General features: G+C 68.7%; 26 protein-coding genes and 1 pseudogene. 9 read left to right on the top strand and 18 right to left on the bottom strand.

Features of this window, described 5'->3' with window-relative positions:
- Positions 1–92 precede the first annotated feature (92 nt).
- The 4 genes and pseudogenes from KHF85_RS20450 to arfB all read right to left on the bottom strand — a co-directional run.
- Positions 93–346 (bottom strand): annotated as a pseudogene (locus tag KHF85_RS20450) (S26 family signal peptidase); the annotation flags it as partial.
- 267 nt (positions 347–613) lie between these two features.
- A complete protein-coding gene (dcp, locus tag KHF85_RS01620; protein ID WP_284568264.1) occupies positions 614–2,767 on the bottom strand; it encodes a peptidyl-dipeptidase Dcp in 2,154 nt (717 codons plus the stop codon).
- Between the two features lie 224 nt (positions 2,768–2,991).
- A complete protein-coding gene (locus KHF85_RS01615; protein ID WP_009573934.1) occupies positions 2,992–3,546 on the bottom strand; it encodes a lysophospholipid acyltransferase family protein in 555 nt (184 codons plus the stop codon).
- 51 nt (positions 3,547–3,597) lie between these two features.
- Positions 3,598–4,029 carry an alternative ribosome rescue aminoacyl-tRNA hydrolase ArfB gene (gene arfB, locus KHF85_RS01610; protein ID WP_284568263.1) on the bottom strand — a complete coding sequence of 144 codons (432 nt, stop codon included), beginning with the start codon at positions 4,027–4,029 and terminating at the stop codon, positions 3,598–3,600.
- Between the two features lie 169 nt (positions 4,030–4,198).
- Here arfB and KHF85_RS01605 point away from each other — a divergent pair, with 169 nt between their 5' ends.
- Positions 4,199–4,729, top strand: a complete 531-nt coding sequence (locus KHF85_RS01605) for a DUF2059 domain-containing protein (protein WP_284568262.1) — start codon at positions 4,199–4,201, stop codon at positions 4,727–4,729.
- 275 nt (positions 4,730–5,004) lie between these two features.
- On the opposite strand, the gene KHF85_RS01600 is transcribed toward KHF85_RS01605, so the two are convergent.
- Positions 5,005–5,829: a pseudouridine synthase gene (locus KHF85_RS01600; RefSeq protein ID WP_284569454.1), complete on the bottom strand. Its 825-nt coding sequence runs from the start codon at positions 5,827–5,829 to the stop codon at positions 5,005–5,007.
- 73 nt (positions 5,830–5,902) lie between these two features.
- On the opposite strand from KHF85_RS01600, the gene KHF85_RS01595 reads away from it, so the two are divergent.
- Positions 5,903–6,175, top strand: coding sequence for a thioredoxin domain-containing protein (locus KHF85_RS01595; protein ID WP_284568261.1), 273 nt, complete (start codon positions 5,903–5,905; stop codon positions 6,173–6,175).
- Positions 6,123–6,362, top strand: a complete 240-nt coding sequence (locus KHF85_RS01590) for a hypothetical protein (RefSeq protein WP_284568260.1) — start codon at positions 6,123–6,125, stop codon at positions 6,360–6,362. Before KHF85_RS01595 ends, KHF85_RS01590 begins: the two co-directional genes overlap by 53 nt.
- A gap of 58 nt (positions 6,363–6,420) precedes the next feature.
- Here KHF85_RS01590 and KHF85_RS01585 read toward each other — a convergent pair whose 3' ends face one another.
- The 3 genes from KHF85_RS01585 to KHF85_RS01575 form a co-directional block, all read right to left on the bottom strand.
- On the bottom strand, positions 6,421–6,771 hold the full coding sequence (locus KHF85_RS01585; protein ID WP_284568259.1) for a DUF3147 family protein: 351 nt from the start codon (positions 6,769–6,771) through the stop codon (positions 6,421–6,423).
- A 71-nt stretch (positions 6,772–6,842) separates the two neighbouring features.
- Positions 6,843–8,501: a ubiquinone biosynthesis regulatory protein kinase UbiB gene (gene ubiB / locus KHF85_RS01580; RefSeq protein ID WP_284568258.1), complete on the bottom strand. Its 1,659-nt coding sequence runs from the start codon at positions 8,499–8,501 to the stop codon at positions 6,843–6,845.
- Positions 8,498–9,139: a ubiquinone biosynthesis accessory factor UbiJ gene (locus KHF85_RS01575; protein WP_284568257.1), complete on the bottom strand. Its 642-nt coding sequence runs from the start codon at positions 9,137–9,139 to the stop codon at positions 8,498–8,500. Before KHF85_RS01575 ends, ubiB begins: the two co-directional genes overlap by 4 nt.
- A 119-nt stretch (positions 9,140–9,258) precedes the next feature.
- Between KHF85_RS01575 and ddlA the strand changes: the two genes are divergently transcribed.
- Complete coding sequence (ddlA, locus tag KHF85_RS01570; RefSeq protein WP_284568256.1) at positions 9,259–10,374, top strand: D-alanine--D-alanine ligase; 1,116 nt, start codon at positions 9,259–9,261, stop codon at positions 10,372–10,374.
- Between the two features lie 115 nt (positions 10,375–10,489).
- Here the strand turns inward: ddlA and KHF85_RS01565 are convergent, their stop codons facing one another.
- Together KHF85_RS01565 and oleD are read right to left on the bottom strand one after the other, a co-directional pair.
- Positions 10,490–10,648, bottom strand: a complete 159-nt coding sequence (locus KHF85_RS01565) for a DUF1328 domain-containing protein (RefSeq protein ID WP_284568255.1) — start codon at positions 10,646–10,648, stop codon at positions 10,490–10,492.
- A gap of 62 nt (positions 10,649–10,710) precedes the next feature.
- Positions 10,711–11,721 (bottom strand): 2-alkyl-3-oxoalkanoate reductase, encoded by a 1,011-nt coding sequence (oleD, locus tag KHF85_RS01560; protein ID WP_284568254.1) that lies wholly within the window; start codon positions 11,719–11,721, stop codon positions 10,711–10,713.
- Between the two features lie 196 nt (positions 11,722–11,917).
- On the opposite strand from oleD, the gene KHF85_RS01555 reads away from it, so the two are divergent.
- Positions 11,918–13,033, top strand: a complete 1,116-nt coding sequence (locus KHF85_RS01555) for a serine hydrolase domain-containing protein (protein ID WP_284568253.1) — start codon at positions 11,918–11,920, stop codon at positions 13,031–13,033.
- On the opposite strand, the gene KHF85_RS01550 is transcribed toward KHF85_RS01555, so the two are convergent.
- Together KHF85_RS01550 and oleC are read right to left on the bottom strand one after the other, a co-directional pair.
- A complete protein-coding gene (locus tag KHF85_RS01550; protein ID WP_284568252.1) occupies positions 13,017–14,597 on the bottom strand; it encodes a winged helix-turn-helix domain-containing protein in 1,581 nt (526 codons plus the stop codon). The two genes, KHF85_RS01555 and KHF85_RS01550, sit on opposite strands and share 17 nt — an antisense overlap.
- Before the next feature lie 10 nt (positions 14,598–14,607).
- Positions 14,608–16,260, bottom strand: a complete 1,653-nt coding sequence (gene oleC, locus KHF85_RS01545; RefSeq protein ID WP_284568251.1) for an olefin beta-lactone synthetase — start codon at positions 16,258–16,260, stop codon at positions 14,608–14,610.
- Between the two features lie 210 nt (positions 16,261–16,470).
- On the opposite strand from oleC, the gene KHF85_RS01540 reads away from it, so the two are divergent.
- Complete coding sequence (locus KHF85_RS01540) at positions 16,471–16,845, top strand: YkgJ family cysteine cluster protein (RefSeq protein WP_009611217.1); 375 nt, start codon at positions 16,471–16,473, stop codon at positions 16,843–16,845.
- 68 nt (positions 16,846–16,913) lie between these two features.
- On the opposite strand, the gene KHF85_RS01535 is transcribed toward KHF85_RS01540, so the two are convergent.
- From KHF85_RS01535 to KHF85_RS01510, 6 genes are all read right to left on the bottom strand, one after another.
- On the bottom strand, positions 16,914–17,387 hold the full coding sequence (locus KHF85_RS01535; protein WP_053838472.1) for a hypothetical protein: 474 nt from the start codon (positions 17,385–17,387) through the stop codon (positions 16,914–16,916).
- Positions 17,388–17,642: 255 nt separating this feature from the next.
- On the bottom strand, positions 17,643–18,548 hold the full coding sequence (locus KHF85_RS01530; protein WP_284568250.1) for an alpha/beta fold hydrolase: 906 nt from the start codon (positions 18,546–18,548) through the stop codon (positions 17,643–17,645).
- Positions 18,549–18,651: 103 nt separating this feature from the next.
- A complete protein-coding gene (locus KHF85_RS01525; RefSeq protein ID WP_284568249.1) occupies positions 18,652–19,824 on the bottom strand; it encodes a Fic family protein in 1,173 nt (390 codons plus the stop codon).
- A gap of 135 nt (positions 19,825–19,959) precedes the next feature.
- Complete coding sequence (locus KHF85_RS01520) at positions 19,960–20,976, bottom strand: 3-oxoacyl-ACP synthase III (protein ID WP_053835032.1); 1,017 nt, start codon at positions 20,974–20,976, stop codon at positions 19,960–19,962.
- A gap of 102 nt (positions 20,977–21,078) precedes the next feature.
- Positions 21,079–21,396 (bottom strand): DUF4156 domain-containing protein, encoded by a 318-nt coding sequence (locus tag KHF85_RS01515; protein WP_284568248.1) that lies wholly within the window; start codon positions 21,394–21,396, stop codon positions 21,079–21,081.
- A 237-nt stretch (positions 21,397–21,633) separates the two neighbouring features.
- Positions 21,634–24,510, bottom strand: coding sequence for a M16 family metallopeptidase (locus tag KHF85_RS01510; RefSeq protein WP_284568247.1), 2,877 nt, complete (start codon positions 24,508–24,510; stop codon positions 21,634–21,636).
- Positions 24,511–24,923: 413 nt separating this feature from the next.
- On the opposite strand from KHF85_RS01510, the gene KHF85_RS01505 reads away from it, so the two are divergent.
- From KHF85_RS01505 to KHF85_RS01495, 3 genes are all read left to right on the top strand, one after another.
- Entirely contained in the window at positions 24,924–25,400 is a 477-nt protein-coding gene (locus tag KHF85_RS01505) for a hypothetical protein (RefSeq protein WP_284568246.1), read from the top strand.
- Between the two features lie 51 nt (positions 25,401–25,451).
- Positions 25,452–25,931 carry a tRNA (cytidine(34)-2'-O)-methyltransferase gene (locus KHF85_RS01500; RefSeq protein ID WP_284568245.1) on the top strand — a complete coding sequence of 160 codons (480 nt, stop codon included), beginning with the start codon at positions 25,452–25,454 and terminating at the stop codon, positions 25,929–25,931.
- A 358-nt stretch (positions 25,932–26,289) separates the two neighbouring features.
- A complete protein-coding gene (locus tag KHF85_RS01495; protein ID WP_053838464.1) occupies positions 26,290–26,862 on the top strand; it encodes an OmpO family porin in 573 nt (190 codons plus the stop codon).
- Positions 26,863–26,901 lie beyond the last annotated feature (39 nt).

Raw genomic sequence — 26,901 nt, 5'->3', positions numbered from 1 at the left:
CGATAGTCAACCGCGCACTGACGCAATGGCGCGCAGACCGCGCACTGCGGCCGACACGCCGTGCATTGCAGCTACAGGCGCGACCACTCCAGGCCTTCGCCGCGGCGGTAGTACACCGCCACGTCCCCGCGCTGCGGATGGCCGCGCTCGAGCACGCGCCACTCGGTGAACGGCACGCGCAGGCCATAGGCGCTCATGTCCCCGGCGACGCGGTCGCCGGGTTGCAGGGTCGGCTGCATCGAGCCGCTCGGGACCACGTAAGCATCACCGCGATCGGCAGCAGTTCCTTGCGCGTCCAGCGCGCGGCGCGGTGCAGGCGGGAGTCTCGCGGGTCGGTCGAGGTCATGAAACACCTGTGGGATTCGGGCGGGAGGACATCGCGGCATTGCCATCGCGACAGTGCGCGCGGCGCTGCGCGGGTACCAGTGACGGAAGGCATGGGGCGGCGCTTGCGCCATCGGGCGCCGGGCGCGGATGCGTCTTGGCTTCGGAGGCGGTCGGGGCTGAAGACCCTCCTACAGGTTGCCGCGGCCATTTCGCGGCGGCCGCCACGAAAAACGGGATGGCCGTTGGGCCATCCCGTGCTCGATCACCGCTGGCGGCGAGGTTGGACTCAGTTCTTCAGACCGCGGTTTTCCAGCAGCGGTTCGACGCTGGGGTCCTTGCCGCGGAAATCGCGGTACAGGGTGGTCAGGTCGACGCTGTTGCCGCGCGAGAGGATCTTGGCGCGGAAGATGTCGCCGTTCTTGCGCGACAGGCCGCCGTTCTCCTTGAACCATTCGAAGGCGTCGTCGTCGAGCACTTCGGCCCAGAAGTAGGCGTAGTAGCCGGCCGAGTAGCCGCCACCCCAGATGTGGTCGAAATACGTGGTGCGGTAGCGCGGCGGCACTTCGGCCACGTCCACCTTGAACTTCTTCAGCGCGTCTGCTTCGAACTTGTCCACGTCCTGCAGCGGCGCATCGGCCGGCTGGGTGTGCCAGGCCAGGTCGAGCAGCGCCGCCGACAGGTATTCGGTGGTCGCGTAGCCCTGGTTGAAGGTGCGCGCCTTCTTGATCTTTTCCACCAGCTCGGCCGGCATCGCCGCGCCGGTCTGGTAGTGCTTGGCGTAGTGCGCGAACACCTTCGGATCCGAGGCCCAGTGCTCGTTGAACTGCGATGGGAACTCGACGAAGTCGGCCGGAGTGCTGGTGCCAGCGATCGACGGGTATTTCACCTTGGAGAACATGCCATGCAGTGCATGGCCGAACTCATGGAACATGGTGGTGACGTCGTCGAAGCTGAGCAGCGCCGGCTGGCCGGGCGCGGGCTTGGTGAAGTTGCAGACGTTGTAGACCACCGGCTTGGCGCCGGTGAGGCCGTCTTGCGGGACGAACACGTCCATCCACGCGCCGCCGGACTTGCTGTCGCGCTTGTAGTAGTCGGTGTAGAACAGCGCCATCGAGGTGCCGTCCTGGTCGAATACTTCGTACACCTTCATGTCCGGGTTGTAGGTCGGAATGTCGGTGCGTTCCTTGAAGGTGATGCCGTACAGCTCGGTAGCGGCGTAGAACACGCCGTTCTTGAGCACGTTGTCCAGTTCGAAGTACGGCTTGATCTGCGACTCGTCCAGGTCGTACTTGGCCTTGCGCACCTGCTCGGCGTAGAAGTTCCAGTCGGACGCGGCGAGCTTGAAGCCGCCCTTCTGCGCGTCGATCACTTTTTGCATCTCGGCCACTTCGCTGCGCGCCTTGGCGGTGGCCGTCGGCACGGTGTCGGTGAGCAGCTTCAGCGCCGCGGCTGGGGTCTTGGCCATCTTGTCGGCCAGGCTGTAGGCGGCGTAGCTGTCGAAGCCGAGCAGCTTGGCCTTCTGCGCGCGCAGCTGGGCCAGGCGCTGGATGGTCTGGCGTGTGTCGTTGGCGTCGCCCTTCTCGGCGCGCGACTGCGAGGCGGCCATGACCTGGGTGCGCAACTCGCGGTCCTTCAGCGAGGCCAGCACCGGCTGCTGGGTGGTGTTCTGCAGGGCCAGCAGGTACTTGCCGTCGAGCTTGCGCGCGGTGGCGTCCTGCGCGGCCGAGGCGATGTCGCCATCGGACAGGCCGTCGAGCTTGGCCTTGTCGTCCACCACCACCGCACCGGCGCTGGAGGCCGCGACCAGCTTGGTATGGAACTGGGTGGCCAGCGTGGTTTCCTCGACGTTGAGCTTGCGCAGCGTCGCCTTGTCGGCATCGGACAGCTGCGCGCCGGCGCGCACGAAGTCCTCGTAGTCGCGCTCGACCAGGCGCTTCTGCTCCGGCTCCAGGTTCAGCGTCTCGCGCTGGTCGTAGATCGCCTTGATCCGCGCGAACAGCTTCGGGTCCAGGCTGATCTCGTCCTGGTGCTCGGCCAGCTTCGGCGCGACCGCTTCCTGGATCTTCTGGCGCGCGTCGTTGGTATCGGCCTGGACCAGGCCGAAGAAGATGTGGCTGACACGGTTGAGGGTCTCGCCGCTGCGCTCCATCGCCTCGATGGTGTTGGCGAAGGTGGCCGGCTCGGCGTTGTCGGCGATCTTGCGGATTTCGGCCAGGTGCTGCTTCATGCCCTCTTCGAACGCGGGCAGGTAGTCGGCGTCCTTGATCTTGTCGAACGGCGGCGCCTGGAACGGCAGCGTGCTGGCGCTCAACAGCGGATTGGCGGCGGCGGGAGCGGGGGACTGCGAGGCGGGGGCGGTGGACACGGGGGTGGACTCCTTACCGGAACAGGCGGCCAGCGCCAAGCTGATGGCAGCGGCCAGAACGACAGTACGCGACATGGGGGGAACTCCTGACAGGGACATGGTGGCGGGGCAGCCGCGCACGCTACGCGGTTTGCGCGGGGGCGGCATGTGCCATTGGATCTGGGGGTGGCGCGCTCGGCGTGGACAGGGCGGCGGACCGCCCTGGCGCAGCGGCCTGGGCGGCGCTTTGCGGACAGATCCCGGTCGCGGCTGAAGCCGCTCCTACAGGAACCGCATCGGCATCGACGTGCCGGGCCGCCTCACAATGTATCGCGATGCTTGCCGCGCCAAGGCCGGTACCAGGTGCGGATCGCGGCGATGTCGGCGTGCATGTCGGCGCTGGTGTGGAACAGCGGGCCGAGGCCGACGGTGCGGCTGGGATAGTCGAAGTACACCGGGAAGATCGGGATCTCGGCGCCATGCGCGATCTTCCAGAAACCGACCTTCCACTTCTCCACCCGCTTGCGCGTGCCTTCCGGGGTAATCACGTACCACATGCGCGGCGCCTGCCGAATCAGCGCCACCGCCTGCTCGACCACCCCGCGCGGCGACTTGCGGTCCAGCGGGATGCCGCCGAGCTTGCGCAGCAGCGGCCCCAGCGGCCACCAGAACAGCTGGGTCTTGCCCATCACGCGCACCTCGAAGCCGACCGCGAACTTGACCGCAAAGCCCAGGAACCCGTCCCAGTTGGACGAATGCGGGGCGACGATCATCACCAGCTTCGGCACGTCCGGGAACTCGCCCACCACCCGCCAGCCGGTCAGGCGCAGCGCGGTGCGGCCGAACCAGCGGGCGAAGCGGCTGGGCTTGACCATCGGCATGTTCGGGGTGGCGGGTGGCAAGGAAAAATTGCGTTCGCTCAAAAGTCACTCCCAGCGGCCGGGCGAACGGCCGCGTTTGATCTGGCTGCGCTCGCGCTTGGCGTCCAGGCGCCGCAGCTTGGCGCCATGTGAGGGTTTGGTGGCGATGCGCCGTTTCGGCACCGACAGCCCGGCGGCGATGAACTCGGCCAGGCGCTGGCGCGCATCGTCGCGGTTGCGGTCCTGGGTGCGGAAGCGTTGCGCATCGATCACCAGCACGCCTTCGGCGGTGATGCGGCGGTCGCGCCGGGCCAGCAGCCGCGCACGCAACGGCTCCGGCAGCGACGGCGAGCCGGCCAGATCGAAACGCAGCTCCACCGCGGTGGAGACCTTGTTGACGTTCTGCCCGCCGGCGCCGCTGGCGCGCACGAAGCGCTCGACGATTTCGGTTTCCGGAATCGCCAGGCTGTTCGAGATGTGGATGGCCCCGTTACCCATCCGCGAATTGTAGGGCATCCGCCAGACGGCTTGATTTTCCAGGACCGCGGCCGCGCCGACGGTCGCGGCGCGTGGCCGGACCTGCGCCGGCCACGCGGGCCGGCGCAGACGGCGAGGCCACGGCGATTCCCGTATCCTGGCGGCCGGTCATAGCCTTGCAGGACGCTCGATGAACCCGACCCCGCTCCTTTCCCGTCGCTGGCCGCAGCGCCTGCTGCTGGCCGCGCTGCTGGCCCTGGCCGCGGCTCCCGCGCTGGCCGAACCACCCAGCGACGGCGACATCAACCGCCTGCTGTCGGCCTCGCGCGCGCAGAACATGCTCGACAGCATGCTGCCGCAGATCGAAGCGATGCAGCGCCAGCAATTCGCGCAGCTGACCGCGCAGCGCCCGCTGGACGCGGCGCAGCAGCAGAAAGTGCAGCAGATCCAGGAGCGCACCCAGGCCACCGTGCGCAAGGCACTGTCGTGGCAGGAAATGCGCCCGCTGTACGTGAGCCTCTACAAGCAGTCGTTCTCCAGGCAGGACGTGCTGGCGATGGCCGAGTTCTACGAGAGCCCGGCCGGCCAGAGCATGCTCGACAAGACCCCGCAGCTGATGCAGAACCTGATGGGCGCGATCCAGCAGAAGATCACCCCGCTGTTCGCGGACCTGCAGAAGGACCTGGAGCAGACCGTCAACACGGCGCCGGCGAAGAAGTAGCCGCGCCCCTGCGCGCGACGCACTGCACCGCGCTTGCTGTAGGAGCGGTTTCAACCGCGACGAGCGAAGCGGCAGGCGTTGCGCTTGCGGCAGCAGTCTGGACCGAAATGTCCCGACCGCACCTGGACGCTTCAAGCCGCGCAGGAGACATCGTCGGAACGACTCCGGGTGGCGTCGGGTCATGCGTCGTCGCGATGGGGCATTGCCGGTAGTGCCGGTCGCGGCTGAAGCCGCTCCTACACGAAGCGCCACGCCACGAACCCTATGGAAAAGCGCTAGCCAGCGACTTCGCCTGGCGCACCCGCCAATCGTTCCGCGGTGCCCCGCGCCCGCGGCGCCGCCGACCACCCGAACAACCCGAACGCGCGCACGAACTGCGCATCCAGCGGTGCGTTCACCTCGATCCGGCGCCCGTCCGGATGCGGGAACGCCAGCCGCTCGGCGTGCAGCAGCATGCGGTGCACGCCCTGCATGCGGAAGATGCGGTTGTGGCGGCCGTCGCCGTGGCTGGTGTCGCCGATCAGGTGATGCGACAGATGCTTGAGGTGGCGGCGGATCTGGCGGAAACGCCCGGTCACCGGGCTGCAGCGCAACAGCGCGTAGCGCGAGGTGCCGAACTCGCCCGATGGCACCTGCAACTCGCCGCAGGCCAGGCGCTGGAAGCGCGTCTGCGCCGGCTTCTTCAACGGCTTGCCGGGGCCGCCGTCGAGGTCGTGATCGACGTCGAAGCGCTCTTCGGCCGGCCAGCCGCGGCAGACCGCCAGGTAGTCCTTGTCGACCTCCCCGCCCATCAGCGCCTTGCCCAGCGCGCTGGCGGTGTCGCGGTCGAAGGCCAGCAGCAGGCAGCCGCTGGTGGCGCGGTCGAGGCGGTGCACCAGGAAGATCGGGCGGCCCAACTGCACGCGCAGGCGATCGGCCAGGAAGTCGTCCTCGCCGCGGGCCAGCTTGCTGTCGTGGACCATCAGCCCGGCCGGCTTGTCGACCACGGCCAGGAACGGGTCCAGATGGAGGATCTGCAGGGAATCGGGGGAAATATTCACCGCCGGATTATCCGCGCCCGGCGGCCCCGGCCACAATGCGCCCGTCACGCAGCGCCCCATGCCGGGCCGTTGACGCCACCGCGCCACCGCGCCACCGCTCGACGATGATCCTCCCCACGCTGCGGAGCGTCCGATGCAACGCTGGCTGCTGTTGTCGCTGCTGACCGTGGTCCCGCTGGCGCATGCGCTGGACCTGCCCTACGACGCCGACGCCGACGCCAAGGCGCAGGTGCAGCAGGCGCTGGCCGCCGGCAGGCAGGCGCACAAGCCGACCCTGCTGATCTTCGGCGCCAACTGGTGCGGCGACTGCCGCGCGCGACGCCTCGCTCCACACGGCCAGGAATGCCGCGCTGGTGAACGCGCACTTCGAAGTGGTCAAGATCGATGTCGGCAACTTCGACCATAACCTCGAACTGAGCCAGACCTATGGCGACCCGATCCAGAAAGGCATCCCGGCCGCGGTGGTGGTCGGCGCCGACGGCAAGCCGGGCTACACCACCAAGGCCAGCGAACTGGCCAACGCGCGCAAGATGCGCGATGCAGGCATCGAGGACTTCTTCGCGAAGGTAGCCGGGGTGCCGGCAGGGCATTGAACCGCCGCGGCAGCAGCGATGGCTGCCGCCCGTCGCGGGTGGCAGTCGCCCCGGCCGGTTACAGCAACTGGATCCCGAAGCGGCGCACGCCCAGCGCCAACCCACCGAAGCAGGCCATGGTCAGCAGCGCGCACGCGGCCAGCGTCCACCAGAAGCGCAGCCGCGGCAACAGCAGCGGAAATGCCAGGAACATCGGCAGCGTCGGCAACACGTACCAGAACGTATACCAGGCATGATTGGCGATCCTGGCCTGCGGCTGCCGCTCCAGGTGCAGCCAGATCAGGGTCAGCAGCGTGACCAGCGGCAAGGCGGCGATCAGCCCGCCGAGCCGGTCGCTGCGCCGCGCCACTTCGGAAATCGCCACCACCAGCGCGGCGGTAATCAGGTACTTGCCGACGATCCAGGGCATGCGCAGCTCCCAATAGGCGAAAGATGCAGGCCGCGGCCAGCGTGGGGTGTTCGATCGCGGCAGCGAAGCGCCTAGCGCCGCCACCACGCCGAGAGCAGGCTGAGCGCGCCGATGCCGCCGGCGATCCAGGCCCAGAGCGAGACTCCACCGAGTTGCGGCCCACCGGGGTCGAGCGCGTACAGCAGTGCCGCGACGGTGAGCAGGCCCACGCCGGTGATCGCGGTGACCACGCGGCGCTGCATGCGCAGCAGGATCACGTTGAGGTCGGACAGGTCGTGCGAACGCATCGACAACTCGTGGCCGCCTTCCACTTGCTGGCGCAGCCAGCTATGCACCAGGCGCGGCATGTCCGGCGCGTGGGTCATGATTTCCGGCAGCCGCTTGCGCAGTTCCTGCAGCGCGCGCTGCGGGCTGTAGCGCTCGATCAGGATGCGCTCGAGCACCGGCCGCGCCACCGCCCAGATGTCCAGCTCCGGGTCCAGCTGGCGGCCCACGCCTTCGATGTTGAGCAAGGTCTTCTGCAGCAGGATCAGCTGCGGTTGCAGGGTCAGCTGGTAGCGCTGGGCGACCCGGAACAGCTTGATCAGCACCTCGGCCAGCGAGATCTGCGACAACGGCCGGGTGAAGTACGGCTCGCACACCGAGCGCGCCGCCGCTTCCAGCTCGTCGATGCGCACGTTGGCCGGCATCCAGCCCGCCTCCACGTGCAGCTCGGCCATGCGCCGGTAGTCCTTGTTGAAGATGGCCATGAAGTTCTCGGCCAGGTAATACTGATCTTCCTGCGACAGCTGGCCCATGATGCCGAAGTCCAGCGCGATGAAACGCGGGTTGATGCGCCGCGCCGGATCGCTGTCCACCCAGATGTTGCCGGCGTGCGCATCGGCATGGAAGAAATTGTCGCGGAACACCTGCGTGTAGAACACGCGCACGCCCTTGGCCGCCAGCGCCTTGCGGTCGATGCCGGCGGCGTCGAGCGAGGCGATGTCGTCGGAAGGAATGCCGCGCACCCGTTCCAGGGTCAGCGCGCGCTCGGCGGTATGGCTCCAGATCACCTCCGGCACGTACATGTCGTCCGAATGCAACCAGAAGCGGCGCAGCACGCTGGCGTTGGCGCCTTCGCGCTGCAGGTCCAGCTCCGCGGCCAGGGTGGTCTCGATCTCGGCCACCACCTCGCGCGGGCGGATCTTGTCGGCACGCGGGTGCGCGCGTTCCACCAGCGCGGCGGCGGACTTGAGCAAGGCGATATCGGCGTCGATCTGCCGCTCGATGTCCGGGCGCAGCACCTTGACCACCACTTCGCGGCCATCGTGCAGGGTCGCCGCATGCACCTGCGCGATCGAGGCCGAGGCCAGCGGTGTGGTATCGAAACTGGCGAAGGCCACGCCGATCGGCTGGCCCAGCGCCTGCTCGACGATGCGCCGCGCGGCCTCGCCGTCGAACGGGCGCACCCGGTCCTGCAGCAGGGTCAGTTCCTCGGCCACGTCCGGCGGCATCAGGTCGCGGCGGGTGGACAGGATCTGCCCGAACTTGACGAAGATCGGACCCAGATCCTGCAGCGCCAGGCGCAACCGCGCGCCGCGCGACTGCGCGGCGATGTCCGGGCTGGCGCGCGGCACGAACGGCTTGGCCAGGCGCAGCCAGCGCTCGGCCGGGGTGCCGTCGAGCAGATCGTCCAGGCGGTAGCGCAGGATCACCCGGCCGATGCGGCTGGCGCGGAACATCGCCTTCATGCGCCGCGCCCCGGCGACAGCCTGGCCACCCGCGCGGCGATGCGCTCGACATCGTCGCGCAGCGCATCGACGTCGTCGTAGAACGCCTCCAGCTCGGCGCGCGGCACCACGTCGCGCGATTCCTCGGTGACGAATTCGGCCGCGCTCTGCGCCAGGTCCTGCGCCCCGCGCTGCGCCTGCTGCAGCGCCGAGCGCGCGGCATTGGCGAACTGCACGCCGAGCACATCGCCGAATACCTGGGTGAACGGGCGCTGCCAGTCCGGATCGAAACGCCCAGCCAATTGCTGCAGGCGCCGCGCCAGTTCGGCATCGCCGGACACGCGCAGACGCCCACCAGGACTGGCGCCGCGCCGCGCCTGGGCCAGGAACGGCAGCTGCGCGAACAGCCCGCCGAGGGTGCTGCGCACCGCCAGGTCCGGCTCCTGCGCCGCGTCCACCGGCCCGACCTGCAGGCGCGTGCCGTCCACGCGGATCTGCAAGGCCAGCGCCGGCGCCTCCAGGGTCAGCGCCACGCGCTGGCCGTCCAGGCCGCGCAAGGCGTCGCGGGTATCCGGATCCAGCGCCAGCGCGCGGTTGAGCGCCGCTTCCAGCGCGCGGCCGGCCAGGGGCTTGAGGGCATCGAAGGGAGTAGGCGACATGGGCGCATTCTACAAGGCCGCGGCGCAGGGCCATGCGACAGCGTGCCGGCCTGGGCTGCAGCGCGGAAAACGCTCATGCTATCGGCCCCAAAAGCGACGCCCCTGCGGCGAGGACATGCATGCACAGGATCCGGGTCGGCATCCTCTTCGGCGGCAAATCGGCCGAGCACGAGGTCTCGCTGCAATCGGCGCGCAACATCGTCGATGCGCTGGACCCGCAGCGCTTCGACGCCACCTTGATCGGCATCGACAAGCACGGCCGCTGGCACGCCAACGAGCGCGACGGCTTCCTGCTGGATGCCGACGATCCGGCGCGGATCGCGCTGCAGCACAGCGGCCGCGGCGTGGCGGTGATCCCCGGCGACGACGCGCAGCCGTTGCGCGCGCTGCAGCCGGCGCAGGCGCTGGAGCAGATCGACGTGGCATTCCCGATCGTGCACGGCACGCTGGGCGAGGACGGTTCGCTGCAGGGCCTGTTGCGCATGGCCGGGCTGCCGTTCGTCGGCTCCGGCGTGCTCAGCTCGGCGCTGGCGATGGACAAGGACGTGGCCAAGCGCCTGCTGCGCGACGCCGGGCTGGAGGTGGCGCCGTTCGCCTGCATCCGCCGCCGCGATGCGGCGCAGGCCGATTTCGCCGCACTGGCCGCGCAGTTCGGGCTGCCGTTGTTCGTCAAACCGGCCAACCAGGGTTCGTCGGTGGGCGTGAGCAAGGTGCACGATGCGGCCGGCTTCGCTGCGGCGCTGGCGCTGGCGCTGGCCTACGACCACAAGGTGCTGGTGGAAGCGGCGATCGCCGGGCGCGAGATCGAATGCGCAGTGCTCGGCAACGACGCGCCGCAGGCCAGCGTCTGCGGCGAGGTGGTGGTGCACGACGCGTTCTATTCCTACGAAACCAAGTACATCAGCGAGAGCGGCGCGGAGGTGGTGGTGCCGGCGGCGCTCGACGCCGCCACCCAGGAACGCATCCGCGCCGTCGCATTGCGCGCTTATGCCGCGCTGGAGTGCGCCGGGCTGGCGCGGGTGGACGTGTTCCTGACCGGCGACGGCCGCATCGTGGTCAACGAACTCAACACCCTGCCCGGCTTCACCCGCATCAGCATGTATCCCAAGCTCTGGCAGGCCAGCGGGCTGAGCTATCGCGCGCTGATCACGCGCCTGATCGAGCTGGCGCTGGAACGCAACGCGCAGGATGCGGCACTGCGCAGCGCCGTGGCCTTGCCGGGATCCGGCGCATAGCGCAGCGGCCACGCAATGGCCCGAGTCTCGCGCCAGCGGCGCGCACAAAAACCAACGGCCCGCCGCACCGGAGGTTCTCCGGTACGACGGGCCGTTCGGGATGCAGCGCGGGCGGCTAGACCTTGCCGCGACGGAACATCGAGATCACCGCCAGGATCAGGAACACCACGAACAGGATCCAGGCGATGTTGGTCGCGGTGCCAGCGATGCCGCTGAAGCCGAGCACGGCGGCGATGATGGCGATGACGAAGAAGATGATGGCGTAATGCAGCATGGCAATGTCCAGAAACTGTCGTGCCGAATCGGCGCGCAGGTATCTTCGGAAACCATCGGTCGTCAGGGAGTGACGGCAGCGTGGCGGCGCCATGATGACGCCAGGCGCTGCAGGCCCTGCTCGATCGACACCTGCGGCACATAGCCGAAATCGCGCCGCGCCGGTTCCATGCTGTACCAATGCGGCGTGCACAGCTGCTCGGCCAGGAAGCGGGTCAGCGGCGGCTCGCCGCGCAGGCGCAGCAGCGGCCACAGGGTTTCGCAGGCGGCGCCGATCCGGTAGGCGGCCTTGAACGACAGGGTCTTGGTCACCGGCGGCGCGCCGGCCGCGGCGAGTAACTTGTTCAGCAGTTCGCGCATCGGCAGCGGTTCGCCGTTGGAAATGAAGTACGCCTTGCCGGCGCAGGCCGCGCCGACGCGCAGATGCTCGAACGCGTCGAAATGCGCCTGCGCGGCATTGTCGATGAAGGTGGAATCGACCCGGTTGCCGCCGCCGCCGACCAGGCGCACGCGCCCGGCCTGCGCGCGCGCGACCAGCTTGGGCAGGATCTGGTTGTCGCCCGGCCCCCAGATCAGCCGCGGCCGCAGCGCCACCACCGCCAGCTGCGCGTCGTTGGCGGCGAGCACCGCGCGCTCGGCGAGCGCCTTGGTCGCCGCGTACGGCGCCTGGAAGTTCTCGCCGTACGGCACCTGGTCCGCGCCCAGGCCTTCCACCGGGTGGGTGGCGCGATGGGTCACGCTCGGCGTGGAGGTGTAGATCAAACGGCCCACACCGTGCGCGCGGCAGGCGGCCAGCACGTTCTCGGTGCCGACCACGTTGGGCTGGTAGTAGCTATCGTAGCTGCCCCAGGCACCGGCCTTGGCCGCGTTGTGGAACACCGCCTCGGCGCCGGCGACGGCGTGGTGCAGCGCCTGCGCATCGGTCAGGTCGCCGCGCACCTGCGCCACGCCCAGCGCCTGCAGCTCCGGATAGTGGCCGCGGTTGTAGCTGATCACCTCGTGCCCGCGCGCGACCAGGCCGCGGCACAGCGCCTGGCCCAGGAATCCACCACCGCCCGTCACCACTATCTTCATCGCGCCGCACCGATCGCACCAGGGCGCACACGATAGCCGGGGACGCCGGGGAAGGCGATCCGCACGGCTGCGGACGACGCCAAGGCGCACCCCAAGTCATTGATCTTGGCGAACTTCATAATTCTTCATCGTGGCATCAGGCACTTCATCCACGGCGCTGGCGCAGTGCGCGGACTGCATCCTTCGGAGTTCCACCATGTCGCGCCTTCCGTTCCTGCTGTGCATCGTGTTCGTCCTCGCCGCGCCTGTCGTCCGTGCCGCGCCCACCACCACCACCACCACCACGCCGCCGGCGCTCGAAGACGGCTGGAAGGTCGCCGACGCCCGGACAACGGGCTGGAACATGGCCACGCTCGCGGCACTGGAGCAGGCCATCGCCGACGGCAAGGCGCCGCACACCAGCAGCGTGCTGATCGTGCGCGACGGCGCGCTGGTCTACGAACGCTACTTCGGCGATGCCGACCGGCAGACCCTGCAAGACACCCGCTCGGCGACCAAGAGCATCACCGCGATGCTGGTGGGCGCGGCGATCGAGCGCGGCCGCCTGCCCGGCGCGCAGGCCAAGGTCTACGATTACTTCGGCGATCGCCAGTGGCAGCAGCCGGATCCGCGCAAGCGCGCGCTCACCGTCGAGGATCTGCTGACGATGAGCTCGCAACTGGAATGCGACGACGACAACGCGTTCTCCAGCGGCAACGAGGAACGCATGTACGTCAGCGCCGACTGGACCCAGTTCGTGCTGGACCTGCCGATCAAGGGCTACGCGCCGTGGATGAACCGCCCCGAGAACAGCCCGCACGGCCGCGCTTTTTCCTACTGCACCGCCGGCAGCTTCCTGCTCGGCGCGCTGGTGGAGAAAGCCACCGGCCAGCACCTGCAGGGCTTCGCCGCGCAGGCGCTGGAACGGCCACTGGGCATCACCGACGTGCACTGGGGCCGTTCCGCCGAGGGCGTGGGCATGGGTGGCGGCGGCACCCGCTACCGCAGTCGCGACCTGGCCAAGTTCGGCCAGCTGCTGCTCGACCAGGGCCGTTGGCACGGTCAGCAGGTGCTGCCGGCGGACTGGGTGCGGGCGATGACCACGGTGCACGCGCAGGCGCGCGAGGACGCCGACTACGGCTATCTGCTGTGGCGCTTCCGCTTTCCGGTGCGCGGGGTGTGGGCGATGTCCGGCAACGGCGGCAACTATGTGTTCGTGCTGCCCGAGGAACGTCTGGTGGTGGTGATCACCCGCAGCGCCTACAACATGCCGAAAATGCATCCGCAATCGCAGGCGCTGCTCGCCGACTACGTGCTCAAGGCGCTGCCGTAGCCGCGCCGGTTTCCTGCGGCAACAGGCCGGCGCGGCGCACCTGCGCGCGCTGGGCGGCGATGTCGGCCTGGTTGCGCGCCAGCAACGTGGCGAAGCCAGCCTGCGCGCGCAGCGGCGCCAGCAGCGGCGACACCCGCAGGTAGGCCGCATCGCGATAGCCGGCGGCCTGTGCGCGGCGCAGCGCGTCCAACGCCGCGTCCGGGTCGCCGGCCAGGTGCAGCAGCAGCGCCGCGTCCAGCGCGTCCAGCGGATCGGCACCATGCGCGATGCCCTGCAGCAGGTCCTGCGCCCGCGCGCGCAGCGCCGGCGCGGCAGGCCGTGGCTGCGCGTCCAGCGTCCATGCCACCGTCTGCGCCAGACTGCCCTGCGGACGCAGACGCAGCGCATGCACACTGGCCTGGCGCGCCCGCGCCGCATCTCCCTGCGCCAGTGCCAGTTCCGCCTGCAGCAGGTACAACCCGGCATAGTCGGTGCCGCGCCCGAGCGCCTCGTCCAATGCCGCCTGCGCTTCGGCGGTGCGGCCATGCGCGAACAGGAAACTCGGCCAGGCCAGGTTGGAAAACGCGCTGTCCGGATACAGCTGGAAGCTGTCGCGATAGCGCGCCTCGGCGGCGCTGACGTAGCCGAGCAGGTTGAGGTTGCTGGCGATCTGGATCGGCAGGAAGCGCACCCGTGCCGGATCGCGCACCTGCAGGTTGGCGGCCAGTGCCTGCGCCAATTGCCCCTTGCGCTCGTACAGATACGCCGCCGAGCCGCGCACCGCATCGGCGCCCGGATCCAGCTGCAGCGCGCGCTCGTAGGCGGCCAGCGCCGCCGCGTACTCGCCGCGGCAATCGTGCGCGTAGCCGAGCGCGGCATGCGCGGCGGCCAGCTGCGGCTGCGCCGCGATCACCTGCGCCGCCAGGCGCCGCGCGAGCGCGACGTACTGCGCATCGCCGCCGTACTGGCACACGCGCGCGCTGTAGGCGCGGCTGAGCCCGAGCAACGCACGCGGCTCGTCGGGCGCTTGCTGCAGGCGCTGCCGGTACAGCGCGATCGCGCGTTCGTTGTCGTCGCGCTGGCCGATGCCGGCGTAATACTCGGCGCGTTGCAGCAGCGGCGCTGCCGCCGCTTGTGGCGGCGGCGCAGACCACGACCACGCCAGCGCTGCCAGCGTCCCAACACCGAGCACGACGGTTGCCGCGATCGCGATGCCACGCCAACGCGGTCGTCGCGATGCCGGTACGTTTTCTCTGTCGCCGTCGTCTTCGTCGCGGCGCACCGGCGCGCACAACTGGTAGCCCTGGCCGCGGACCGAGCGCAGATAGCGCGGCTGCCGCGAGGCATCGCCCAGCGCCTGGCGCAACAGGCGCACGCGCTGGGTCACGGTCTCCTCGTTGACCAGCGCCGGCGCCCACACCTGCGCGATCAGTTCGTCGAAGCCGACCACGCGCTGGCCCTGTCGCAGCAGGTACTGCAGCAGGCGGAAACTCAGCCCGCCCAGCTCCAGCGCCACGCCGTCGCGTTCGACCCGCTGCCGCGCCACATCGATGCGCAGGTCGTCCAGCCGGTAGCGCTCGCCCATCGCCGCGGCCTCAGCGCACGCGGTCCTTGGCCCACAGCGCCAGCTTCTCGCGGCCGATCTTGGCGTTGTGGCGGATATCCACCGGAAAGCCCGGATGGCGCAGGAAATCGGCGATCCCGGCGGTGTGCGCATGCGTCTGCGCCAGCGCGCGCAGCACGGCGTCCGGCTGCGCCGGCGGCGTCGCGCCCGCCTGCAGTTCGTAGCACAGCACCGGCCGCTGCGCGCCCGCTACGCCGATTCCGACCAGCGCGCTGCGGCGCAGCCACGGCAAGGTGTTGAAGATCGGCTCGACCTGCTCGGTGTACAGCGGCCCGTGCGCGGTCTCCACGCGCTGGGTCTTGCGCCCGCAGAACCACAGCCGGCCCTGCGCATCGAAATAGCCGATGTCGCCCATGCGGTGCACGATGCGCTCGCTGCCGTCGTCCAGGCGCTCGCGGATCTTGGCGATGCGCGTGGCCGCATCGCGGTTGAAATAGGTATCGGTGGTGGTCGGCCCGGCCACGGTGATCTCGCCGACCGTGCCCGCCGGCAGCTCGCGCACGCCCGGCCACTCGGGGATCGCCGCATCGTCGATGGCGATGATGCGCACCACGTTCGGCGCCACCACCGCGCCGACGCAGGTGCCGGCGCCGGTTTCGGTGGCCGCGCGCGTGTCCTGCAGTTCGCGGCCTTCGATCGCCGCCACCGGCAGGCATTCGGTGGCGCCGTACGGCGTCCACAGCTTGCCGTCCTCCGGCAGCAGGCTGCAGATCCTGGCGACGATTTCCGGCGGCACCGGCGCGCCGGCCGAGGTCGCGCAGCGCACGTTCGGCAATGGCCGGCCGTAGTCGGCCAGCACCCGCATCAGCGCCGGCGAACCGAACAGCTGGGTCACCCCGAAACGGTCGATCGCATCGTGCAGCTTGCGCGGATCGGCGCTGGCCGGACGCGTCGGGTCCATGTCCGGGATCACCGAGGTCAGCCCCAGCGCGGGGTCGAACAGGGCGAACGGCGGGAATGTCGGCAGGTCGATGCCGCCGGGCTGCATGCCGAACGCGTTGCGCATCAGTTCGATCTGGCCGACGAAATGGCGATGCCGGTAGACCACGCCCTTGGGCACGCCGGTGGAGCCGCTGGTGAACAGGATCGCGGCCACGTCGTCGGCCGCGGTATCGGCCAGCTGGCTGCCGGCGCCGTGGCCGGCACGCTCGATCCGCGCCAGCGTGGTACCGCCCCAGGCCCAGCGCCGGCCCACGGTGACGATGCGCCGCGCCGAGCGCGCCCAGCCAAGCAAGCGCCGCGCCAGCTGCGCCAACGGGATGCCGATGAACGCCTCCGGCTGCGCCTCGTCCAGGCATTGCTTGAGCGCGCGCTTGTCGATGCCAGGATCCACCAGCACCGGCACCGCACCGGCCTTGAACAGCGCGAACATCAGCAGGAAGAACTCCGGCGACGGCCGCACCATCACCACCGTGCGGGTGCCGCGGCCGATGCCGTAGCCGCCCAGCCCGGCGGCGATCGCGTCGCTGCGCGCATCCAGCTGCGCATAGCTCAGTGTCACGTCGTAGGCGGCCAGACCGTCGGCGCCACGGCGGCCCGGGCAGCGGATGGCGATCTGGTCGGGACGCTCGCGCGCCAACGGCGGCAGCGTCGCGGCGATGTTGCAGGTCGTGGTCGTGGTCATCGGCGGATTATCGCCGATGGCGCCGGCCATGCCTTTACCGGCCAGCGTTTACCCAACATGCCGCAGCCCCAGGAGTGGGATCGGGCATCCCGATTCGCCACCGGCGCGGCGGCGCCACGCACCTGAACACCGCGGCGCTTGCAGCGCACGCCGGTTCGGTCAGAATGCCGCGCCCCCCACCGCTGTTTGCCGCGCAAGGCCCGGCCTCCCATGGCACATCCCTGCCTCACCTGCGGCGCCTGCTGCGCCTACTTCCGCGTCAGCTTCCACTGGAGCGAAGCCGATCCCGAGTTGGGCGGCAGGGTCCCGTTCGACCTCACCGACCCCTTGCGCACCCACGAACGGGTCATGCGCGGCACCTCGCAGGCGCAGCCGCGCTGCGTGGCGCTGGATGCCGAGATCGGCCGCTACAGCCGCTGCACGATCCACGACCGGCGCCCGTCGGTGTGCGCCGCGGTGCCCGCCTCGCTGGAGTTCGGCGAACGCAGCGCGCAGTGCGACAAGTCGCGGCTGGCGCATGGTTTGCCGCTGCTGACCGCGGCCGACTGGGATGGCGTGGTCGAGCGCAATCTCCCGGACGCCTGATGGCGCGCTGCCGCCGCACGCAACGCAGCGCGTCCGATGCCACCCCTGTCAGCGCGGCCGGGCGCGCGTCAGCGGTTCTTCCAACTGGTCGGCACCGGATTGGTCACGGTGTTCTTTTCCAGAGTGTAGGTACCGTTCTGCTGGGCGATGGCTTCGCCGGTGTCGACGATCGCGTTCTGGATGAAGATGTTCTTGTCATCGCCGCGGACGAAGGTCAACTGGTGGAAGGCGGTCTTGTTGCCCCAATCCTCGGAAGGCAGGGAAATGAAGCGGACGGTATAGTTCTCGTCGTCGAAACTACCTTGCAGCACGTAGACGCCGTAATGGTTCTCGCCTTGCGAGATGAGCTTGTACATGCCGTTGCTGTAGTAATAGAGCTCGGCATCGGGAAACGGCTTCTTGTCGTACATTTTCCGGTAATGCAGCACCTGTTTGTAGGTGGGCTGGCCGAAACTGACCGCCAGGCTCTTGCCGTCGGGGGAGGTGGTCAGGTTTTCCGCGTGCGCGCCCGTGGCGCTCATCGACATCAACATCATCGACATTGCAATCGCTCTCACTTCGTCTGTCTCCGGTCCGGTTGCATGAATCGCTTGGCTGCGGCGAACCGCATGCGCTGCGCCTTACTGTACAGGGACCTGTTCGTTACAGAGTTGCCATCGTTTGCAGTTTGTGCAAAACCTGCCGGCGACCGCTGCGCTGCGACGCGCACCATGGCCAACCACTCGGCGCTCTGCTCGCCCGCCACCGATCCCGAGGCCGGCACTGCACCGGGCCACTGCGAGCCGACGCGGCGCGCCTCAACCCAGCGGATGCGTGTCCAGGAAGCTGCGGATCGCCGGCACCAGCACCTCGTGCTTGTCTTCCAGCACGTAGTGGTTGGCATCCTCGAACGCCATCACCTCGGCCTGCGGCAGCGCCTGGCGGAAACCGGCCAGGAAGTGATGGTCGAAACAGATGTCGCGCAGGCCCCAGGCGATGAAGGCCGGGCGGTCGGCGAACGACGGCAGCGCCTGGGCCGAGCGCTCCAGCAGCGACCACGCCTTGTCGGCCGGCGACAGCGGAATGTCCTGCATGAAGCGGATCGTGGCGATGCGGTTGGCCCAGCTGTCGTACGGCGCCACGTAGGCGCGGCGCACGGCAGCGGGCATGCGCCGCGACACGCCCAGCCACGACGCGCCGGCGGAGAACGCATTGAAGGTGCGGATGAACCACTCGCCGGGGCGCCAGTGCCGGCCCATCGCGATCTGCCACGGCATCGGCTTGGCCGCCGGCAACGGGAACGCGGCGGTGTTGGTGATGACCAGCCGCTTGACCTGCGCGTGGTGCGACAGCGCCCAGCCGAAGCCGATCATGCCACCCCAGTCGTGCACCGCCAGCGTCACCGGCCCGTCGATGCCCAGGTGCCGCAGCAGCGCGTCGAGATCGTCCACGCGCGACTGCAAGGTGTAGTCGTACCCCGGCTGCGCGCCCGGCGCGTCGTCCGGCTTGTCCGACAGGCCCATGCCGATATGGTCGGGCACGATGCAGCGGTAGTGGTCCGACAGGCCGGCCACCAGCGTGCGCCACAGATAGCTCCACGACGGATTGCCGTGCAACATCACGATCACCTCGCCATCGCGCGGGCCTTCGTCGAGATAGGACATCGCCAGCCCAGGACGCACCTGGAAACGTTGCGGGGTGAAGGGGTAGCCGGGGTAGTTCATGTGGGTCGACCAATTGAAAGTGAGAAATGAAGCGAGGCATGTGCATCGCTATCACGGTCAAGGCATGCAGATGGCACGTCTGCACAGGCGGGCGCAGGCGCATTCACAGCGGCTGCGCGCCTTCGCTGAGGATGTCCAGGTACGCCTGATAGGCGAAGACGCGATGCCGCTGCTGGCCGGTGAGTTCGTTGACGATCGCCAGTTCCTGCAGGGTCCGGATGGCCGCGCGGATCGTCGGTGCGCTCAGCGCCAGATGCGGCTGCACCTGCGGCACGCCAAGCAGCACCCTGCGCGCGAACTGCTCGAACACCAGTCCGACATTGCCGGCACGCGTGCCTAGGCCGGCAATCCGCGCACGATCTTGCGCCAACAGCGCCAGCAAACGCTGCGCCGTGCTGACCGCTTGCTGCGCCGTATCCGCGACGCCGTCGAGGAAGAATCCCAGCCATCCTTCCCAGTCACCCTCGGTGCGCACGGCGTTGAGGCGCTCGTAGTACTGCGCGCGATGCCGCTTGAAGAACAGGCTCAGATACAGGCTTGGTTCGCGCAAGACGCCTTCATTGCACAGGATCAACGCGATCAGTAGCCGCCCCAGCCGGCCGTTGCTGTCGCTGAAAGGATGGATCGTCTCGAACTGCACATGTGCCAACGCCGCCTTGACCAGTGGCGACACGTCGTTGGCCGGCGCATGCAGGAAGCGTTCGAATGCACCCAGCACCGTCTCCAGGGCTTCGGGCGGCGGCGGTACGAAATGCGCCAGCGCCGGCGAGGCGCCGCCGATCCATACCTGTCCCGCGCGGAATTCGCCGGGCCGCTTGCCGGCACCGCGCCCGCCCCGCAACAGCAAGGCATGCATTTCCCGGATCAAGCGCAAGGACAGCGGGAAGTCGTCCTGGCGCAAACGCTTGAGCCCGTGGTTCAGCGCGGCGACGTAGTTGGACACCTCCTCCACGTCGTCCAGCGGCACGCCCGGCGCCTCGTCCAACTCGAACAGCAGCAGGTCCGACAACGACGACTGCATCCCCTCGATCTGCGAGGACAGCAGGGCTTCCTTGCGCACGTATTGATAGAGGAACAGTTCCGGATCCGGCAGCATCAAGGTGATGCCATCCAGGCGTCCCAGGGCCTGATCCGCCCGCTCCTTGCGTGCGATCAACTCCGGTGCGGCCAGGTCCAGCGGCGGCACAGGCGGCAACGGATCGGGGACGAACGCCTGGTAACGACTCCCGGCCAGCGAACTGGAAACGTAATGGCCGGTGGAACGGCGGGGAGGCATCGGGCTTTCCTTACCGCCACCGAATGCGGCCATTAAGAAAGAAAATTACCAATAATTTTCCCAAAGCGCCAGATTGCGCCGGACAAGGAAAATTATTGGCCCATTCGACGCAATGGCCCCACACCACGCTTCCGCCTACCAGACCACCTCGGCCATCGAGCAGTTCAGGCCCGAACCGATGCCCATCAGCGCGATCCGGTCGCCCTTCTTCAGGCGCCCCAGCTCACGCAGCTTGCTCAGCACGATCGGCACGCTGGCCGGGCCGATGTTGCCGTGCTCGCCGAAGATGGTCATCACCTTCTTCGGGTCGATGCCGAAGTTCTTGATGAAGGCCTGGGTGTGCGGCAGGCTGACCTGGTGGATCACGAACTGGTCCAGCTCGTCCACCGCCCAGCCCAGCGCCTGCATGGCGGCGACGAAGGTCTTCTGCGCCAGCTTGAGGCCTTCGATCAGCAGCATGCGGGTATCGGTGACCATGCGGTCCAGGTTGCCCCGGCACAGCGTGTTCCACTCGGTGGCCGAGCGGGTCACGCCGCCGCGGTAGCGCGGGGCGTCCGGGACCAGCTCGGCGCGCGCCATCACCATCGCCGCGGCGCCGCAGCCCAGGGTCAGCGCGGCCAGCTCGTCGCGGAATTCCTGCGCGGTCACGTCCGGGGAGGTCATCCGCTCCAGGGTCTTCTCGTACACCAGGTTGGCGGTCTCGCCATCCACCACCAGTGCGTAGTCGACTTCGCCGCGCTCGATCATCCGCGCCGCGATGTCCATGCCGTTGATGAAGGCCAGGCAGGCATTGGCGACGTCGAAGGTCACGCATTCCTCGCCCACGCCCAGATTGCCCGAGACGATGCTGGCGGTGGACGGTTCCAGGTAGTCGCGGCTGACCGAGGTATTGACCAGCAGCCCGACCTGGCCGGCGGTGATGCCCGCGTCGGTCATCGCCTTGCGGGCCGCCAGGGTGGCCGCATCGGACGCCTGCATGTCCGCATCCCACATGCGCCGCGCGTGGATGCCGGCGACGTCGCCGAGCACGTCGGTACGGATGCCGAGGCGATCGTAGGTGGGCTGCAGGCGTTCGTTGATCTGCTTGGAGGTCAGCGTGTGCGGCGCATCGATATGCGCCAGTCCCGCGATGGAGACATTGTTGAAGAGCATCGAGATGTACGCCGGGATAAGGCGAAGGGGCGCCAATTCTAGCGGTTGCCCGGTTTTACCGCATCTTTAACAAACTGAAACAGAGCGCATAGCTTAACCGGTTCAGCGAACACTGCATTGGTAGGCGGCATAGCGCTGGTCGCCCTCGACCGGCTCGCCCATCGCCTGCACCGTGTTGGCGCCGACGCCCGGGGCCTCGTTGCGGGCGAGGGTTTCCAGTTCCTCGCGCACCCGCAGGGGGTTGCGCTGGTAGAAGCCGACGTTGCTCTTCACCGACACCACCACCTCGCCGCGCTTCTCGCAGCCGGCCGGTACCGGTCCTGGCGGCAGCACGCGCACGGTCTTGCCTTCCGGCGCCATCGGCACCCAGGTGCAGGCGGCCAGACTGGCGAGCAGGAACAACGCGATCGGTAGGCGCATGGACAGGGACCGCAGGTTGAAGGAACCCGGATTGTGCCGTAGATCGCTGAATTGGCAATGACGCTGCCGCGCGGGGCTAAGCAACGGCCAAGCCCCTTTCCCGCCGGGAGCGGGGTTGGGGTGAGGGTCCGGCGCGAAGCGTCTCGCCGATCCAGGCGCACGCGGCTGCGCCCGTCCCCTCATCCGGCCCTGCGGGCTACTTTCTCCTGACGGGAGAAGGCCCCGCGGGCCACCGCCTCAGCGCTTGGGCGCGACCGGCGCAGGCGCGCCCTTAGGCTTGCCGTCGGCGTCGATCACCGTCACCTCGCCCAGCTTCAGCGCGCGCACCGGGCGCTCGATCTGCTTCAGGTCGCCCACCACCACCCAGGTCAGGGCGTTGGCATCGAGCGTCGCCGCCGCCTCGCGCACCTGCGCCGGGGTCATCGCCTCGATCTCGGCCTTGCGCTTGAACACGTAGTCGTCCGGCCGCCCGTAGCGCACGATGCCGCCGATCGCGCCGAGCACCGAACTGGCGGTCTCGTAGGCGCCGGGCAGGCTCAGGGTCTGGATGTTGCGGATCCGCGCCACTTCGTCTGCCGTCGGCGGCGCCTTGCCGCTGGCGAAGGCGCTGATCTCCTTCTGCATCTCCTGCAGCGCCGGCGCGGTCTTGTCGATCTGCACCGGCGCGGCGGCCGACCACGGGCGCTGGCCCAGGGCGTTGGAGGCCGAACTGCGCGCGCCGTACGACCAATGCTTGTTCTCGCGCAGGTTCATGTTCAGCCGCGAGGTGAAGTCGCCGCCGAGCACGCCGTTGGCGATGTCGAACCGGATCGAGGACGCCTCGGTGGTCGGCGGCACCAGTTCGGCGGCGAACAGGTTGGCCTGCACCGCACCGGGCTGGTCGATCAGGTACACCCGCGGCTTGCTCGGACGCGGTACCGCCGCCGGCGCCTGCAGCGACGGCGCCGCGCCCTCGCCCTTCCAGTCGCCGAACTGCGCATCCAGCAGCGGCACCACCTCGGCCAGCGTGGTATCGCCGACCACGATCAGCGTGGCCTGCTCGGGACGGATCCAGTCGCGCTGGAAATCGACCAGGTCGGCGCGCTCCAGCGCCGCGATCTCCGCCTCGGTGCCGCTGCCGCTGAACGGGATCGCATACGGATGGCCGGCGCCGTACAGCAGCGGCGGCAGCACCCGCATCGCCACCGCGTTGGGCTGCGCTTTCTCCTGGCGGATGCCGGCGATCCAGCTGGCCTTGATCCGCTCGATCTCCTTCTGTTCGAAGCGCGGGCGCCGCAGCAGGTCGGCGTACAGCGCCAGCGACGGCGCCAGGTTCTCCTTCAATGCCGACAGGTAGGCATTGCTGCCGTCCAGCGCCGCGCCGGCGCTGAGCGCGGCGCCCAGGCTGTCGGCGGCATCGGCGAAGCCCAGCGCGTCGCGCTCGCCGGCGCCTTCGTCGAGCATGCCCATGGTGAAGTTGGCGGTGCCCGACTTGCGCCCCTGGTCGGCGCTGAAGCCGCCTGGGAATTCGTAGCTGAATTGCACCACCGGCACATCGTGGCGCTCGGCCAGGATCAGCTGGGTGCCGTTCTTCAGCGTTGCGCGCTGCAGCGCCGGGAACTTCAGCTGCGGGAACTGGGTGGTCTTGGGCGGGCCGGCGCTGCGATCGACGACGCTGGGCAGCGCGCGGTACTTCGGATCGACCGGCGGCGCATTCAGCGGCGCCGGCTGCACCGCCGGATCCTCGGCCAGCGCCACGCGCTCGCCCGGCGCCACCACCAGGGTGTGGTCGCCCTTGCCCAGCCATTTGCGGCCCACCGCCTTCAGGTCGCGCGCGCGGGTGGATTCGATCGTGGCCAGCGAGGTGCGGAAGCAGCCCGGATCGCCGGTAAACACCGTGCACTCGGCCAGCGCATCGGCCTTGCCGCCGAACCCGCCGATGCGTTCGATGCCGCGCACGAAGCCGGCGCGGAACGCGGTCTTGGCGCGCAGCAGCTCGTTCTTGTCCGGCCCCTTGTCGAGCAGCTTGCGCAGTTCCTCGTCGATCACCGCCTCGACCCTGGCCGGATCCACGCCCTGCTTCACCGTGGCGATGATGCCGAAGCTGGAGCCCAGCTGCGACGGCCAGGCGCCGGCGCTGATCTGGTCGACCAGCTTGTCCTCATGCACCAGCCGCCGGTCCAGCCGCGACGACTTGGCCCCGCCCAGCAGCTGCGCCAGCAGCTGCAGGCGGTCGATGTCCTCGGTGCCGGTCTGGGCCACGTTCCAGACGCGGTAGATGCGCGCCTGCGGCACCTTGTCGGTCATCGTCTCGCGGGTGGACTGGGTGCGCTGGGCCACGTCGACCTGTGGCTTCGCCATGCTCGGCCCGGCCGGAATATCGCCGAAGTAGCGGGCGACCTTCTCTTTCGCGGTGGCCACGTCGATGTCGCCGGCCAGCACCAGCACCGCGTTGTTCGGCCCGTACCAGGTGCGGAACCACTGCTTCACGTCGGCCAGCGAGGCGGCGTTGAGGTCGTTCATCGAGCCGATCACGCTGTGGTGGTACGGGTGGCCCTTCGGATACAGCGCGCGGCTCAGCTTGTCCCAGGCCTGGCCGTAGGGCTGGTTCTCGCCCTGGCGCTTCTCGTTCTGGACCACGCCGCGCTGTTCGTCGAGCGCGGCCTGGTCGATGGCGCCGACCAGGTGGCCCATGCGGTCGGACTCCATCCACAGCGCCATGTCCAGCGCGGTTGTCGGCACGTTCTCGAAATAGTTGGTGCGGTCGCTGTTGGTGGTGCCGTTCTGGTCGGTGGCGCCGACCTGCTTGAACGGTTCGAAGAACTCGCCGCTGTGGTTCTCGCTGCCCTGGAACATTAGATGTTCGAACAGGTGCGCAAAACCGGTGCGCCCGGCCGGCTCGTCCTTGGCGCCGACGTGGTACCAGAGGTTGACCGCCACGATCGGCGCCTTGCGATCGGTATGCACCACCACGCGCAGGCCGTTGGGCAGGGTGAACTGCTCGTAGGCGATATCCACTTTCGCCGCCGGCGGCGGCCTGGCCGCACTCGACGGCGACGCGTAGCTCAGCGTGCCGAGCGCGGCGGACAGGGCGATGGCCAGCAACGCCCCACGGGGGCGGATCGACACGGTCATGCAAGTTCCTTTTGAGGAATGAGTGGAAGGACAGCCAGGCCTCGATCGTAACGGGCCGCCGCCATGCCCGTGTATGCCTTTCGGCCCGTTCCCGTGCATCGCCGGCACTTCCGATGCTGAACGCGATGCGCCGACACCGCGGCGAGAGAGGTGACCGGCAGGCCTGAGACGGACGTACGCAAGCGACCGGGTGTCCGCCCGCGGACACAGGGCTCCGCGAAAAAACCTTGAATAACAATGCCTTGAAGTTGGCACAGGATCTGCTTTGTAGCTGGGCGCAACAAACACTGCCACATCAAAAAGTGAACAAGAGATTAATAAAAACAAAAAGCAAAAGAAAGTTCTTGCACACCCTGATTAGGTGTTCTACCTTACTACCTCACCACTACTCAACAACACCAACGAGGCCCACTATGAAAACCGCTTCCTTCGCCCTGACCTTCGCCATCGCCGCCCTGCTCGCCGCGCCGGCGATCGCCGCACCGACCATCGCGACCCTGGACAGCGTGCAGGTCCGCCCCTCCGCCGAGCAGATCGCCCAGCGCAGCGTCGAGCGCAACAGCGGCATCGCCACCCTGGCCGCACTGCAGGTGCGTCCGTCCGCCGAGCAGCTGGCGCAGCGCGACGCCGAACTGTCCAGCCGCATCGCCACGCTGGCGTCGGTGCAGGTGCGTCCGTCCGCCGAACAGATCGCCCAGCGCGATGCCAAGCAGGCGACCAGCCAGCGCGTGGTCACCCTGGCCGCGGTGCAGGTGCGCCCGAGCGCCGACACCCAGAGCGTGTTCGCGATCGGCAGCGTGGTCAGCGGCGCCCTGGACAGCGCGATGCTGCAGATGCAGCCCAGCCTGCAGAATCTGAGCCAGGACCTGACCACCAGCCTGGCGCGCTGAGCCGGCGACGCTTCGCCGGCGCAGGCCGGAGCCGGCGCGTAAACTGCGCCGATGACCGCCACGCCCACGCTGCATGTCCTGCTGTTCCAACCCGAAATACCGCCCAACACGGGCAATGCCATCCGCCTTTGCGCCAATACCGGCGCGCAGCTGCACCTGATCGAGCCGCTCGGCTTCGACCTCGAGGACAAGCAGCTCAAACGCGCCGGCCTGGACTACCACGAATACGCACGCCTGCAGGTCCACGCTTCGCTGGACGCCGCGTTGCAGACCATCGCCCCGCGCCGCCTGTTCGCCCTGAGTACCCGCAGCAGCACCCGCTACGATGCGCCCGCGTTCGCCGACGGCGATGCGTTCCTGTTCGGCCCGGAGACCCGCGGCCTGCCCGCCGAGGTGCTGGAACAGGTTCCGCCCGCGCAACGCCTGCGCCTGCCGATGCGCCCGCACAACCGCAGCCTCAACCTGTCCAACGCGGTGGCGGTGGTGGTGTTCGAAGCATGGCGGCAGTTGGGCTTCCCCGGCGCGGATTGAGCGCACGGCAGGCCGCCGGCCGATCGCGAACGCGTTTCCCCGGGCCGGACGCGCGTCGGGCGCGCGGACAAGGCGCGCATCAACGCCGAGGCCAGCGGTACGTGCATACCTTATTGTCTATGGGGCGGCAGACCGTGCGCCGCAGAGCGGCTTTCCGGCGCCGCATCGGAAGCGCATTCAGCCGCGGCGGCCGCGTCAAGCAATTGCACCCCATAAGTTCCTGAACACACTGTCTGATTTATATACCGGTCAGTTTGAAATTCAGGGGAAGTTCGGGTGACTAACGGATAATTTACATATCGGCAGCGAACGGCCCACGCCTCAGCGCCGACTAAACCAATAAAAGGATATCCCGATCATGAAGACTTCTCTGCTCGCTCTCGCCCTCCTGGCCACCCTGCCGTTCGCTGCCTCCGCTGCCGAAGGCCTGTCCTACAACTACGTCGAAGGCGGTTACATCAAGACCGACGCCAGCGGCGGCGACGCGGACGGTTGGGCCGTCAAGGGTTCCTACGCGATCAACCCGAACTTCAGCGTGTTCGGCGACTTCAACCGCCAGAAGACCGATTTCGGCGACGTCGACGTCGACCAGTGGCGCATCGGCGCCGGCTACAACCACGAGATCTCGACCAGCACCGACCTGGTGACCCGCGTGGCCTACAACCGTTTCGACCCGGAATTCGGCACCAAGTTCAACGGCTACAGCGCCGAAGCCGGCATCCGTACCGCGTTCAACCCGTACTTTGAGGTGTATGCGCTCGGCGGTTACGAGGACTACACCAAGAAGAACGGCATCAACCCGGACGGCGAGTTCTACGGCCGCCTCGGCGCCCAGGCCAAGCTCAACCAGAACTGGGGCCTGAGCGCGGACCTGAAGATGAACCGCGACGGCGACAAGGAATGGTTCGTCGGCCCGCGCTTCAGCTGGTAAGCAGCACCGCGTAGCACTGCGCGCCGCGTCTCTCTCTCC

It is taken from the genome of Xanthomonas graminis pv. graminis, from assembly GCF_030168915.1.
Lineage (GTDB): Bacteria > Pseudomonadota > Gammaproteobacteria > Xanthomonadales > Xanthomonadaceae > Xanthomonas_A > Xanthomonas_A translucens.
Note: the sequence above shows the minus strand (reverse complement) of the source record. Positions and strands in the feature narration are given on the sequence as shown.